We start from the raw sequence: 13,240 nt of genomic DNA, 5'->3' as shown, positions 1-13,240 counted from the left end.
TTAAGGGTGGAATAAATGTCGGATGATAATTTTAGCCGTGGCGACCACTCCGATCGGTTATTGTATTGCTCTTTCTGTGGCAAAAGCCAAGATGAAGTTAAGAAGCTTATAGCCGGTCCATCGGTTTATATTTGCAATGAGTGTGTCGATTTATGTAATAACATCATCACGCAAGAGTTGTCGCAAGTGGATGGTGAGTCTGCTTCAGAAGATGAGTTGCCAACGCCAATGAAATTGAGCACGGCGCTTGACGATTACGTTATTGGTCAAGATCGTGCGAAACGTGTGTTAGCGGTGGCGGTTTATAATCACTACAAGCGTCTGCGTCATCAAGGTAAATCGGATACTGGTGTTGAGTTGGGTAAGAGTAACATCTTGCTAATCGGCCCCACAGGTAGTGGTAAAACCTTGTTAGCACAAACCTTAGCGCGTGTGTTGGATGTGCCGTTTACGATTGCGGATGCGACGACCTTAACGGAAGCGGGTTATGTTGGTGAAGATGTTGAAAACATCATTCAAAAGCTTCTGCAGAACTGTGACTACGATGTTGAGAAAGCGCAGCGTGGTATTGTTTACATTGATGAGATTGATAAGATTTCTAGAAAATCAGACAATCCATCGATCACTCGTGATGTATCCGGTGAAGGTGTTCAGCAAGCGTTATTGAAATTGATTGAAGGCACGGTCGCATCGGTGCCACCGCAAGGTGGTCGTAAGCATCCGCAACAAGAGTTTTTGCAAGTTGATACCTCTAATATCTTGTTTATATGTGGTGGTGCATTTGCAGGTCTTGAGCGTGTGATTGGTGAGCGTACAGAGAAAAGTAGTATTGGCTTCTCTGCTAAAGTAAAAAGTAAAGACGAAGGTCGCTCTTTCTCTGAAACCGTTCATAATGTAGAAACGGAAGATTTAGTGAAATTCGGTCTGATTCCAGAGTTTGTGGGTCGATTGCCTGTCGTGGCAACCTTGTCTGAATTGGATAAAGAAGCACTTGTTACTATTCTGAGTGAGCCAAAAAATGCTTTGGTCAAACAATATCAGCATTTGTTTGAGTTAGAGGGTGTGGCCTTAGAATTTACACCTGAATCTTTGTTGGAAGCTGCCTCGTTAGCGCTAGAGCGTAAAACGGGAGCGCGTGGCTTGCGTAGTATCTTGGAATCCGCTTTGTTGGATTGCATGTATGATCTGCCAACACGACAAGATGTGGTTAAAGTGGTGATGGATGCGCCATCTATTCGTGGTGAATCTGCGCCATTAATGGTAATAGAGAAAGAAGACGTGGCGAAAAACGCCTAGTCTCTTAGCCTGTTTTAAAAAGCCGAGTTTAAGTTCTTCTTAATCTCGGCTTTTTTGTTTTTCGCTTTTCATGTCGATCTAAGCTAAATTGAATGTATATAGGTGCTTGTATTTTTCTGCTTTGCCCTTATCTCTTTCTTAATCCTCAATTTAATAGATAGTAAGTGCGCCTTTTGTTATTGCGCCCAAGTTGGAAATTTATATGTCAGATTCTTTGCTTCTTCCAATGTTGCCGTTACGTGATGTAGTGGTTTATCCCCATATGGTATTGCCGTTATTTGTTGGTCGCGCTAAATCCATTGCCGCGCTTGAGTCTGCCATGGAAGGGGATAAGCATGTTTTTCTAGTGGCTCAGCAAGATGCCTCAAAAGATGACCCTACAACAGAAGACTTATATTCAATTGGTACGACTGCGAAAATAATGCAGTTACTGCGTCTTCCTGATGGTACGGTCAAAGTGTTGGTTGAAGGGGTTAAGCGGGCGCGTCTTGAGTCCATGAAAGATGAGCCTGAGTTTGTTCTTGGTGAAGTCACCGAGTTAGAGCAGATAGAGGAAGATCAAGCTGAGTTCGATGTGATTCGAAGTGCTTTATTGAAGCAATTGGATGAATACGTGGCGGGGAGTAAGCGTATCCCGTCCGAAGTGGTGGCATCCCTCAAGTCCATTGATGACTTATCTAAATTGATTGATAACATCACCGGCCATATGAGCTTGAAGTTAGAAGACAAGCAGAAAGTGCTTGAAGTGGATTCTTTAGTAGGCCGTGGTGAGTATCTGATCGGTTTAATGGATGGAGAGCTGGACATTGCTCATCTCGAAAAAAACATCCGCAGTCGTGTTAAGAAACAAATGGAGAAAAGTCAGCGAGAATACTATTTGAATGAGCAAATGAAGGCCATTCAAAAAGAACTTGGTGATATGGAAGACGGTAGCAACGAGTTGGATTTGCTGCAGGAGAAAATTGCCGAAGTCGGTATGACGGAAGAGGCGAAAGACAAAGCCGAGGCGGAGCTGAAAAAGTTGCGTATGATGTCGCCTATGTCTGCCGAAGCAACCGTAGTACGTGGCTACATTGATTGGTTGGTATCACTGCCTTGGAAACAGCGTAGTAAGGTTCGTAATGATTTGGCTTATGCGGAAAAAGTATTGAATCAAGATCATTACGGCTTGCAGGATGTAAAAGAGCGCATCTTGGAATTTTTAGCGGTTCAGCAGCGAGTGAAGAAAGTAAAAGGTCCTGTGCTGTGTTTGGTTGGGCCACCGGGTGTGGGTAAAACGTCATTGGGTCAATCAATTGCGAAAGCCGTCAATCGAAAATACGTTCGTATGGCATTGGGTGGGGTGCGAGATGAGGCTGAGATTCGCGGCCACCGTCGTACTTACATTGGTTCTATGCCAGGTAAGTTGTTGCAGAAGTTAACCAAGGTGAAGGTGAAAAACCCACTTTTCCTATTGGATGAAATCGATAAAATGGGCATGGATCAGCGTGGTGATCCGGCCTCTGCTTTGCTAGAGGTGCTTGATCCAGAGCAGAATCACACTTTCAATGATCACTATCTTGAAGTGGATTATGATTTGTCTGATGTGATGTTTATTTGTACCTCTAACAGTATGAACATTCCGGGACCTTTGCTGGATCGTATGGAAGTGATTCGTATACCAGGCTATACCGAAGACGAAAAACTCAACATTGCTAAGCGTTATTTGTTGCCAAAACAAGTCAAATTAGCGGGTTTGAAAGCCAATGAAATTGACATTACGGATGACGCTTTGATGGATGTGATCCGTTATTACACCAAAGAAGCTGGCGTGCGTGGTTTAGAGCGTGAAATTAGTAAAATTTGTCGCCGTGTGGTGAAAAAGCAAGCTTTAGCGAAAGCGAAAAAGCCAGCCGCAGTTGCGGTGACCAGTGAGAATTTGGAAGATTTTTCTGGTGTTCACAAGTTTAGTTACGGCAAAGCGGAAGAAAAAAATCAAATCGGTCAGGTGACTGGTTTGGCTTGGACATCGGTTGGTGGTGAATTATTGACCATTGAAGCGGCTGGCGTGGCAGGTAAAGGTCGCCATGTGAAAACCGGTTCTCTTGGTGATGTGATGCAAGAATCCATTCAGGCGGCTTTAACTGTGGTGCGAAGTCGAGCGTCTGGGCTGGGAATTGATGAAGATTTTCATGAAAAAATTGACTTGCATTTGCATGTGCCAGAAGGCGCTACGCCGAAGGATGGGCCGAGTGCAGGTGTTGCTATGTGTACAGCAATTGTGTCGGTGCTTGCAAAGGTGCCTGTTAAAGCCTCTGTGGCAATGACAGGGGAGATTACGCTGCGTGGAGAGGTGCTACCTATAGGTGGTTTGAAAGAGAAGCTTCTGGCCGCTCACAGAGGTGGTATTAAAACCGTTATTATTCCGCAAGAGAACAGTCGCGATTTGAAAGAGATTCCAGACAACATCAAAGCTGATATTGAGGTTATCCCAGTAAAATGGATTGATGAAGTGCTGGATATTGCTTTAGAGTATATTCCTTCACCAAAAAAGGTAGAAACATTACCTTCGAGTGAAAAAACTGTTGATGAACAAGAGTCTGTAAGTCATCATTAGATCCATCCTGTGTTGACAGGGAGTAGGTTTGGCTTGTATAACTGCTCGCTCGGCCTTGTCGGTTGGCATATATATATTGCGCCGAAATTAAAACTAAGGAACCACGAAAATACTGAAGGGGTACAACGTGAACAAATCTGAATTGATTGATGCTATTGCAGCGTCTGCTGATTTATCTAAAGCTTCTGCGAGCAATGCTCTTGACGCTACTTTAAAAGCAATTGAAACGGCTTTGGCAAAAGGTGACCAGGTAACACTTGTAGGTTTTGGTACTTTTGCTGTTAAAGAACGTGCCGCACGTACTGGCCGCAACCCTCAAACTGGTGCGGAAATCCAAATTAAAGCCGCTAAGGTTCCTGGCTTTAAAGCCGGCAAAGGTCTAAAAGACGCTGTAAACTAATGCATTTGGAGCAGTAGTTCAGTTGGTTAGAATACCTGCCTGTCACGCAGGGGGTCGCGGGTTCGAGTCCCGTCTGTTCCGCCATTAGATACAAAAAGGTGTATTCCAAGCGGAATACACCTTTTTTATTAGGTAATTTATTAATTTCATGTGGAGGCAGTAATGCTCCAAGATATCAGAGATAAGTCACAAGGCATTGTTGTCAAGATCATTGTTGGTTTTATCGTCGTGACTTTTGCTCTATTTGGCGTTGACGCCTTGGTGACGAGTTTTAACTCTTCAGATAAAGTGGCCGAAGTAGACGGCGTTGAAATTACTCGTACGCAAATGTTGCAAGGTGCGGAAACTCAACGTCGTCAGCTGATTTCCATGATGGGAAGTCAGATTAATCCAGCTTTATTGGAAGACAATTTATTACAACGTCGCGCCTTGGACGAACTCATTCAGCGTGCCGTGTTAGCCAATCAGGCGGATGTGCTTGGGTTGGGTGTGTCAGATGAGCAGGTGAACGCGTATCTGTTGCAGGCTGAACAATTTCAGACTAATGGTCAGTTTGATCAAACTAAGTATCTAAACTTTTTGCGTTCTTTAGGGTTTACGCCTTTGGCATTTAAAGAGCGCATTAAACAGGATGTTTTAATTCAGCAGCCGCGTAATGCCATTGCGGGTTCTGAGTTTGTATTACCTTATCAAACGGATGTGGTAACCAGCTTACAGTCCCAAGTTCGTAGCTATGACTATGTGTCTTTTTCTTTGGCGGATGAGTCTGAGCAAACCAGCGCCACAGATGCAGAACTAAAAGCATACTATGATGAGCATAAAGACGGCTTTAAAACACCTGAACAGGTGAAAGTGGATTATGTTGTGGTATCCAGTAATGATTTTGCTGGTAAAGTGCAAGTGACAGACGCTGAGTTGCAAAATGCCTATCAGGCGTTGGTTGCTGAAACTGCGCCAGAAGAGCGTTCGGCTTCCCATATACTGATTGAAACTTCTGATCGCTCGCAAGAAGAGGCGCAAGCCATTGCGACCGAAGTGGAAGATAAGCTGGCGGCGGGCGCAAGTTTTGCAAGCTTAGCTGCAGAATATTCAGACGATATTGGCTCTAAAAATGATGGCGGCTACTTGGGCTTCATTGAGAAGGGGTCAATGGATGAAGCGTTTGAGAATGTATTGTTCTCTATGCAGCAGGGCGATGTAAAAGAGGCGAAAACAGATTACGGTATTCATTTAATCCAATTAGACGAAGTGTCTAAAGTGGATGTGCCTAGTTTTGAGTCTGAAAAAGCGCAACTCACCGAATCCTTAATGGCAGACAAGACACGTGATGCGTTACTGACGGCTCATGAGGACATTACCGATTTGGCTTATGCCAGTGATAACCTAGAAGGTATTGCTAAAGAATACGGTGTTGATGTGTTGCAGAGTGCCTACTTTGGTCGCCAAGGTGGCACGGATGATGTCACTGCTAATGCCGCTGTGATTGCGGCAGCCTTTGGAAACTCAGTATTAGAAGACGGTCAAAACAGTGATTTGATTGAATTGAATGACGATGAGGTGGTTGTGATTCATCTCAATGATCATCAGCCGGAATCTGTACAAAGTTTCGACGCTGTGAAAGATCAAGTGGCGTCCATTGTTATTCAGGATAAAGCATTGGCATCCTTGAAAGAAAAAGCGTTGGCTGCCAAAGGTTCTTCTTCAACACAGTGGACGAGCGTTGAAAGTGCTAAGCGTGGGCAAGATGAAATCGCTTCATTGGCTTTTTCTTTGCCACACCCAGAGCAAGCTCCCGTTACTGACATTAAAAACATGTCGAACGGCGATATTGCTTTGATTCGCTTGAATCAAGTTGCTGTTGGTACGGAGCCTGTCTCTGAGGAGCAGCAGCAAGCTTACCAGCGTTATTTGAGTCAGAATCAAGCGAGTTTGAGTACACAGTCTCAACAGGCTTACCTGACGAATCAGGCTGATATTGAGCGTTAATTAGCTATTAAACGATGTGTTATAAAAAGCCACTTCAATTGAAGTGGCTTTTTTGGTTTATCTGTCCCGACCTGAAAGTGACCCGTCCTGAAATGCCTTGTTTGGCGGTATTCAGTCTTTATGTTACGTTTGTTATGACTGGAATTTATTGAACCAGGCATTGGCTGGTATAAAGAAAGCTTGGGCCGTTTTGGCTGTGGTGTATTTCATTAGGTGATCAGTGTGACCTTCTTCGTCCCCTAAGATCATGCTTTCTAGCATAAGATTAAAGTGGCTAGCGCTCTTGCCGTAACTTGCAAACATTAGTCCCTGGTCCATTAGGTTGCCATATGGCATGCTTTGGCGAAGAATTTCAATGGATTTGCCATGTTCGTCTTTTAATGAGGTGCGTTTAGTGTGGGCGTGAGGGGGTTTTTCTGCAGACGGATATTCTTCGTTGTCTTCTTTGGTGCGACCGTAGGTGTCTTCTTGTGTTTTTAAGTCTTCAGTTTGCCACTTGGTTAGGTTGTGTGAAAAGCGCATCAAGTTGAAATAAGAGCCATGACGGTACTGTGCATCCTCATCGCCAACTAAGGCAACCGCTTTGCGTTGTTCCCCCTGCGGGTTTTCTGTGCCATCAACAAAGCCTGTTAGATCGCGGCTGTCTTTGTAAAGAAAGCACGGCACTTCTTCGACCAGTTCAACGCAACCACCGAATAGAGCGAACAGGCTTTGAGTGAGTTGAAAGCTGGCGTCATGACGCATTGCGCGTATATGTAAAACCAAGTCGACATCCGTTGGTGTGATGTCAGTTTCTGGGCCCTTAAGGGCTGGAAATAGATCGAGTTCTTGTGGTTGTTCGTTGTCTAATTCTGACCAAATGAGTTTGCTGAATCCAATGGCGGCATGTAATTCGGCATTCGGAAATTCGGCTTGGGTTTGGCTGACTAGGTCTGGAATTCTGGCTAAAGATTGTTTGAATTCTGCCATGTGTGAGCGTTTGACATTGAGAGTGACAAAACACGCATCACTAGAAGGTTCTGCGATGATGCCAGATTGATATGGTGTCATGTCTTTATTCCTTTGAAGGTCTAACTTTAAAAATTCGGATATAAGGCTTTTAGCTGACTCGCTTGCGATGGCTTTGCTTGGCCACTTGAGTACTCTTCAAGTGCGTTAGCAAGTGGATTGCCTTGCCATTCGTGCATCGGATTATTGGAATACATCATTAACTCGGCTTCCATTAATAACTGCGTCACCTGTACGGACGTTAAGCGTTTAATGTCATCTAGTGTCCGAATTTCATGGTCTCCCCAGCGATGGCGAGCCCATTCTAGCAGGTTTGCACGTAACTCAGAAAGTTGATTTTGTCGGCAGCACTGAATCAAAATGTTGAAGGCACTTGCTTCATCAGGCGTCGATAAAGGGGCAAATTCTTGCAAAGTGGGTACGCTGGCTTCCACGGGGAGGTCCGTTGCTGGTTTTTTGAAGCGCTTATACAGACCAGCGATCAAAAGTAGGCTAGCGGCCGTTAAAAGGGCATAGATAACCCAGTCACGAAGTGACGGTGAATGGCTTTCTTGTTGTTTCGGTGGTGTCGAAATGCTTGCCTTACCAGTTGGTGTTTCTTCTTCTACCTGTTGAGGTTTCTTCACTAAGGATATAGGGGCAGTAGAACTGGGCTGAGCCGGCAGGGGCGAGGTATCTATGTCGGGTTTTGTCGGTGTGATTTGTCCTGTCGGCAAGGCCGCAATGGTCACGCCTTGTGTCTTGGCTTTGGCATGAGCGATTTGTCGCGTTTTGGTATTCCAATAGGCAATATCAATGTCCGGCAGAATGAGTTCGCCTTCAGCGGTTGGCACGACTTCAACCTGTATGTTTTGTTCTCCTGTGACGCCAATGACGGTTTTTTGGTTGCTAAATTTCGGCGGTTGAGGATACAGCTTATATTGACGGGTGCTATTGAAATCCAAGGTTGGAATTTGTTCTGGTAATGAACCTTTCGCGCGAACATTAATTTCCCACATTAGGGTATCGCCCACTCTGGGCGTATCGGTGGCTGCGGTCAGTTTAGTGCTTATTGCTACGTCTTCGCTGGGTAACCAAGAATCGGCTGTATAGCTCGCTGGTATGGGCAGAACCTGTAAATTTAGAGGTTCACTTTGTACCTTGATTAGCTTTCGTCCCGAGGACGTATTGATCATGGCTTGTACGCTTTGTGGCGGGATGGTCATCGGGCCACTGCGTTGAGGGAAACTTAGGTATTCACGAGTGATGACCTGATATTGTGTGCCATTGATGGTTTCATAATTCATTTGGTCATCAATGAGGCGTTCAATGACCAGATTGGGTTGCGCTGGCACAGAGCGGTTGGCGTTTTGTAGGGCAACGGAGGTATAGAGTTTAACGCTCAGGATGACTTGTTGTTGTAAATAAGGTTCAACATTGGAGGCTTGCAGTTTCATGATGACTGGCGGGTTGCCATTGTCGTCGAGTAGTTGAGGCGCACTATTGACCTGTAATTTAATGGCTTGTGACTGATGATCGCCAATCTTAATGGGTGGAATCTCAAGGGTGCCAACCGATTTTGGCATGAGTGAAATCACCCAAAAGTTGAGTGCTTTGCTGGTGCCAAGGTTGAAACTAAATTGGCTGTTTTGGCTTTTGCCGAGGATTTCGAAGTCTTTTTGTAGTGGAGACAACTCGGGGCCATTTCCGGTATCGCTAAAGTCCGCCCTTAAGGTCAGTTGTACAAGCGAGTTTTCAGTCACAACATTTTTATTCAGGCTGGCGGTCACGCTGGCGGCATACAGCGAGGACTGAGTCGCAATCAATAGACTTATGACCAGACAAGACTGCAATGCAGATCTTAAGCGTGACTGGAATAAAGTGAATTGTGACTGACGACTTACCATGGGTTCATCCCATCCTCTTGCATTAATAAATTTTGATTGCGTTTTTCTTGGTGCAGATACTCTAGTTTGCGCTGTAATAAGCTGCCAGGGTCGTCTTGAATCTGACGTAACCACTGTTCCAGAGCTTGTTTGCTTTCCATGTTTTGCTGAGTGTTTGTTTGTGCAGGTTGCTTATTACCTGTCTCCGTTTGCCCATTATCCTTTGGTGGTTGGTCTTTGTCTTGTGTTTCGTTCGTTTTGTCAGATTTTTTTGTGTCGTCTGTTTGTTTGGATTGCTGTCCATCAGATGATTTGTCTTGGTGCTGATCCTTGGTTGACGGCGGTTTGTTAGCATCTTGTGGTGATTGCTTGTTTTGTTGCTGTTTCAGATACTCAAGATTTTCTTTTGCGGCTGTCAGTTGCGGGTCTTGTTCAAGCGCTTTTTCGTATGACTGTATGGCTTTGTCTGTTTGGCCTGCAAGCGCATAGGCATTGCCAAGGTTGTAGTTATCAGCAGCCTGGAGGTTAGATTGCTCTAACAGTTTGATGGTGCGGTCGTATTTTTCTAGTGCGTATGACGAAGCCGCTTGCCAGTCTGGCCGCTTGAAGAGCTTTTCTGCCGTTTGCCAGTCGCCTTGATTAACCGCTTGTTGTGCTTGTTGATCTGGCGTTTTAAACCAATCCAGCGGGGAGGCATACAGCGGTTTGCTTGGCGTTGCAAAAATGCCGATTAATAGAAGAAAAAGCACGCCGCGGCGGAATTGGTAAGCGAGCCAAATTAAAAAAGGCAAAGCAAACCAGTGACCTTGATCTTGCCATGTGATGCGTTTGTTATCGGCTTGTTTATTTTGATGTCGTTGAGGTTGGTGGCGATTGATTTGTTGCAAAGCTTGTTGGTTTAGGCGGCCATGATAAAAATGCCCACCTAGGTCGTTGGTGAAGTTTTCTAGTGCTTTTAACGGTGTGCTTGGAATAATGGTTTGGCCTGATTTTTTCAGTATGCGGCCATTGGGTAATTTGATTGGGCCGCCTTGATCTGTACCAAAGGCAATGAGGTCTAATGTGATGTTTTTATCGTCCAGTAAGTCTGGAATGATGTCTTTATCTCTATCGGCAAGATCGTCGGTCAGCACAATCAGGTGCAGTGAGGAAGCGGTTTTATTTAAGCTCAATGCGGTTTCAATGGCTTGACTGAGATGGTTGCCATAAACGGGCATGATAATGGGCTCTAATGCCAGTAGAAAATGTATGATGGTGTCTTTGTCTTGGCTAAATGGGCTAATGACATAACTGTCTCCAGCGTAAGCCACTAAAGCCACATCGCCACCTTGAGTGTGATCTAAAATATCGCGAACGGTTTGTTTTAATTGTGTTTGGCGATTAGGTTTGATGTCGGTTGCGTACATAGAGAGGGATTGATCGACAACAAAGATGGTTTTCTGAGTGCTGATATACATTTTATGAGGAGATTGTTGCCAACTGATCCCTGTTAAAGCAATCCAACACAGCGACAAGCAAGCCACGCCAAGCCATTTGTTGAGCACAGGTTGTGGCGAGGGGGCTTGTAAATAGGGAAGTAGGTGAGCATCCACGAGTTGGTTGAGCTGTTTGTGTTGCGCTTTTCTGCCATCGAAAAGCCATGCCAATAACAAGGTCAATGGAATACAAAGAAGCCACCATGGGCGTTCAAGGTGTAGGGTGTCGAAAAGTATCATGTTCGCCCCCTTTTGCTTAAATAATAGCCATTATTAGAAATCAAAGAGAGGCTAAAACTTAAGATGGCAAACAGGGCAAACCAATGAAAAAATGTGGTCACAGGGCGTTGCCAAACCTCTTCTGAAGGGGTGGGTTCCATTTCATCCAGTTGTTGGTAGATGCGCTGTAAATCTTCGGTGCTTTTGGCGCGAAAATATTGGCCACCGGTTTGAGACGCAATGTTTTTTAATAGGTCCTCGTCAAGGTCGCTGGATGGGTTGACTTCTTTTGGACCAAAAAAACCTCGTACCAACATGCTGTCCGCCCCTATGCCTATGGTATGGATGCGAACATCCTGAGATGCGGCAAAGGCGGCTGCTTGGCTAGGCTGAACGCGTCCTGCTGTGTTGGCACCATCGGTCATAAGAATCAAGACTTTTTGATCGGACGCTTTGTCTTCTAAGCGCTTAATGCCCAAGCCAATGGCGTCTCCGATGGCGGTTCTTTGCCCTGCAAAGCCAATTTGCGTCTCTTGGACGAGTTGGTTGATGGTTTTGGTGTCAAAGCTCAAAGGTGCCTGCAGGAATGCTTTTGTGCCAAAGACAATAATCCCAATGCGATCACCGCGACGTTTGTCTATGAAATCAGCCAGTACCGCTTTGGCGGCCTGTAAGCGATCAGCCGTTTGTTGATGGAGTGTCATGTCGGTGATTTTCATGCTGCCGGATAAGTCCAGTGCAATGAGTAAATCGCGTCCGGACGGTGTCACTTGTGTTGGTTCTCCGACCCAAGTCGGGCGGCTAATGGCAATCACTAACAGTAGCCAAGCCAGCCACAGGAAACTTTTTCCGAGTATGGATTGCCCTGCGGTTGTTGTCTTGTCTTGATGTTGGATTAGGTGTTGAGACTGTGCCCACCACAAGGCGTCACGGCTTGGTTTGGCGTTGGGTAACCAGCGAGCCAATAGTGGAATGGGCAAAACAATGAGGAACCAAGGCCACACAAATTCAAGCATGGTGCTTCCTAATCCAATAACGAGTGGTTGTGACCATTTTCTGAATCTCTTCGGTATTGACCTCGACTTCGGCTTGATATGGCGCGACGATAAAGGCTTCGCCGAGCTGTGCAAAATTATGCTTTTTTGTCATCTGTTGGTCTAAAACAGCGATAAGCTCTCGGCTGTTTAGCGCTGCTTGTTGATCTTTACCTGAGCTGATGAGGCAGCGACGAATCAACTCATGACATAAAATAATATGGCGGCCTTCTAAGCCTTGGCGGGTTTGCTGTTTCAAAATGAGCAGTGCTTCACGTCGATAAGCTCGTTTCTTATATCGCTTTCGCAACCACCATAAGGTGCTGATGACCAGTACGCATAACAAAGCAAGCACAAGCCAAGTCCACCAAACGGGTGGCCACATGGCAACGGCATCGGGCAATAAATACCCTTTATTCGGTAAGTCTACAGGCGATGCTTGGGTCATTATCCAATGGCTCCTAATGACAGCAAGTATCGAGCGATGCCTTCAGGTGGCTCAGATAAATCAAACACCAGATGTTCAATATCGAGCTGATTTAGCTGCTTTTTTAGCTGTTGATTCTGTTTCTGAAAGGCCTGCTGAGCCAAGTTTGAACTGCGTTCGCTGATGTTCACTGTGGACTCACCAGAGGCATTTTTAATCTGATATTGTCCTGGGGCAAGTTTAAAGGTGTTGGCGTCAATTATTTGAACCCAAAATACCTTATTGTGCTGCGCAAGTTGCTTTAAATAAAGCGTTTCAGGTCGACTGAGATGTTGTTTGTCGGTCAAAATAATCACATCTTTATTGCGCGCTTTTAGACTGACCGGGTTTGGTGTCAGTACTTGCAGCGATGGTGTTGAGTATTGACGTGATTGTATTAAGCTGGCTTGCGATAAAGGCTGAAATAATTTTGCTAACAGCGGTGTTGTTTGTTGCCAGATGTCGAGTCCACCAAAGCACAATCGATAGGAAAGCTTGTCACCTTGTTGTTTTGTCCGCCAAGCTAGGATACCTGCTAGTTGTACAAAACGAGTGGAAATAAAACTGTATTTTGTACCGAAATAGGCGTCACTAGAAAGATCCATTAGAAGCAGCCTTTGGTGTTCGTTTTCTTGTGCATAGAGACGGGTTTGGGCCTGGCCTGTGCGCGCGGTGACACGCCAATCAATATGGCGCAGATCATCACTGGCTTGATACGCGCGAAGTTCCAGCATTTCTAACCCTTGCCCTTTTAGATGAGCATGGCGTTCGCCACTGGTTAAAGCGAAGTGCTTTGCCCGTGGTGCGCGCCCAAGGTGTTTAGCATAATGCCCGAGTTGAGCAAAATCCACGTCTTGTAACTCAGGTGAAGAGGGGGCTAAAAGAGCACTCATAG

Annotated in this window: 10 protein-coding genes and 1 tRNA gene; 5 read left to right on the top strand and 6 right to left on the bottom strand. The window is 45.4% G+C overall.

Annotation, left to right across the window (positions count from 1 at the left end; all coding sequences use genetic code 11):
* The first annotated feature begins 15 nt into the window (after nt 1-15).
* The 5 genes from clpX to OA79_RS11585 all read left to right on the top strand — a co-directional run bounded on the left by clpX (nt 16) and on the right by OA79_RS11585 (nt 6,278).
* A complete protein-coding gene (gene clpX / locus OA79_RS11605) occupies nt 16-1,296 on the top strand; it encodes an ATP-dependent protease ATP-binding subunit ClpX (protein ID WP_063333401.1) in 1,281 nt (426 codons plus the stop codon).
* Nucleotides 1,297-1,498: 202 nt separating this feature from the next.
* Nucleotides 1,499-3,892: an endopeptidase La gene (lon, locus tag OA79_RS11600; protein WP_063333400.1), complete on the top strand. Its 2,394-nt coding sequence runs from the start codon at nt 1,499-1,501 to the stop codon at nt 3,890-3,892.
* Between the two features lie 127 nt (nt 3,893-4,019).
* Nucleotides 4,020-4,292, top strand: coding sequence for an HU family DNA-binding protein (locus OA79_RS11595; RefSeq protein WP_013796597.1), 273 nt, complete (start codon nt 4,020-4,022; stop codon nt 4,290-4,292).
* A gap of 7 nt (nt 4,293-4,299) precedes the next feature.
* Nucleotides 4,300-4,376 (top strand) — tRNA-Asp (locus OA79_RS11590).
* A 78-nt stretch (nt 4,377-4,454) separates the two neighbouring features.
* Complete coding sequence (locus OA79_RS11585) at nt 4,455-6,278, top strand: SurA N-terminal domain-containing protein (protein ID WP_063333399.1); 1,824 nt, start codon at nt 4,455-4,457, stop codon at nt 6,276-6,278.
* 132 nt (nt 6,279-6,410) lie between these two features.
* Here the strand turns inward: OA79_RS11585 and OA79_RS11580 are convergent, their stop codons facing one another.
* Genes OA79_RS11580 through OA79_RS11555 form a run of 6 tightly spaced genes read right to left on the bottom strand, consistent with a single transcriptional unit; the run spans nt 6,411 to nt 13,238 of the window.
* A complete protein-coding gene (locus OA79_RS11580; RefSeq protein ID WP_063333398.1) occupies nt 6,411-7,328 on the bottom strand; it encodes a Dyp-type peroxidase in 918 nt (305 codons plus the stop codon).
* A gap of 26 nt (nt 7,329-7,354) precedes the next feature.
* Nucleotides 7,355-9,172: a BatD family protein gene (locus OA79_RS11575; RefSeq protein ID WP_063333397.1), complete on the bottom strand. Its 1,818-nt coding sequence runs from the start codon at nt 9,170-9,172 to the stop codon at nt 7,355-7,357.
* On the bottom strand, nt 9,166-10,866 hold the full coding sequence (locus OA79_RS11570; RefSeq protein ID WP_063333396.1) for a VWA domain-containing protein: 1,701 nt from the start codon (nt 10,864-10,866) through the stop codon (nt 9,166-9,168). The genes OA79_RS11575 and OA79_RS11570 overlap by 7 nt, the downstream gene beginning before the upstream one ends.
* Entirely contained in the window at nt 10,863-11,861 is a 999-nt protein-coding gene (locus tag OA79_RS11565) for a vWA domain-containing protein (RefSeq protein WP_063333395.1), read from the bottom strand. The genes OA79_RS11570 and OA79_RS11565 overlap by 4 nt, the downstream gene beginning before the upstream one ends.
* A complete protein-coding gene (locus tag OA79_RS11560) occupies nt 11,854-12,327 on the bottom strand; it encodes a DUF4381 domain-containing protein (RefSeq protein WP_063333394.1) in 474 nt (157 codons plus the stop codon). The genes OA79_RS11565 and OA79_RS11560 overlap by 8 nt, the downstream gene beginning before the upstream one ends.
* Nucleotides 12,327-13,238, bottom strand: coding sequence for a DUF58 domain-containing protein (locus OA79_RS11555; RefSeq protein ID WP_063333393.1), 912 nt, complete (start codon nt 13,236-13,238; stop codon nt 12,327-12,329). The genes OA79_RS11560 and OA79_RS11555 overlap by 1 nt, the downstream gene beginning before the upstream one ends.
* Nucleotides 13,239-13,240: the final 2 nt, after the last annotated feature.

This window comes from Marinomonas sp. TW1 (assembly GCF_001625355.1).
Taxonomy (GTDB): domain Bacteria; phylum Pseudomonadota; class Gammaproteobacteria; order Pseudomonadales; family Marinomonadaceae; genus Marinomonas.
The sequence above is the reverse complement of the archived record's forward strand: the minus strand, read 5'-3'. Positions and strand labels throughout refer to the sequence as shown.

Excerpts from the sequence above, each read along its gene's own strand:
- clpX (WP_063333401.1), top strand. The coding sequence starts at position 16 with ATGTCGGATGATAATTTTAGCCGTGGCGACCACTCCGATCGGTTATTG.
- lon (WP_063333400.1), top strand. The coding sequence starts at position 1,499 with ATGTCAGATTCTTTGCTTCTTCCAATGTTGCCGTTACGTGATGTAGTG.
- OA79_RS11585 (WP_063333399.1), top strand. The coding sequence starts at position 4,455 with ATGCTCCAAGATATCAGAGATAAGTCACAAGGCATTGTTGTCAAGATC.
- OA79_RS11580 (WP_063333398.1), bottom strand. The coding sequence starts at position 7,328 with ATGACACCATATCAATCTGGCATCATCGCAGAACCTTCTAGTGATGCG.
- OA79_RS11575 (WP_063333397.1), bottom strand. The coding sequence starts at position 9,172 with ATGGTAAGTCGTCAGTCACAATTCACTTTATTCCAGTCACGCTTAAGA.
- OA79_RS11570 (WP_063333396.1), bottom strand. The coding sequence starts at position 10,866 with ATGATACTTTTCGACACCCTACACCTTGAACGCCCATGGTGGCTTCTT.
- OA79_RS11565 (WP_063333395.1), bottom strand. The coding sequence starts at position 11,861 with ATGCTTGAATTTGTGTGGCCTTGGTTCCTCATTGTTTTGCCCATTCCA.
- OA79_RS11560 (WP_063333394.1), bottom strand. The coding sequence starts at position 12,327 with ATGACCCAAGCATCGCCTGTAGACTTACCGAATAAAGGGTATTTATTG.
- OA79_RS11555 (WP_063333393.1), bottom strand. The coding sequence starts at position 13,238 with ATGAGTGCTCTTTTAGCCCCCTCTTCACCTGAGTTACAAGACGTGGAT.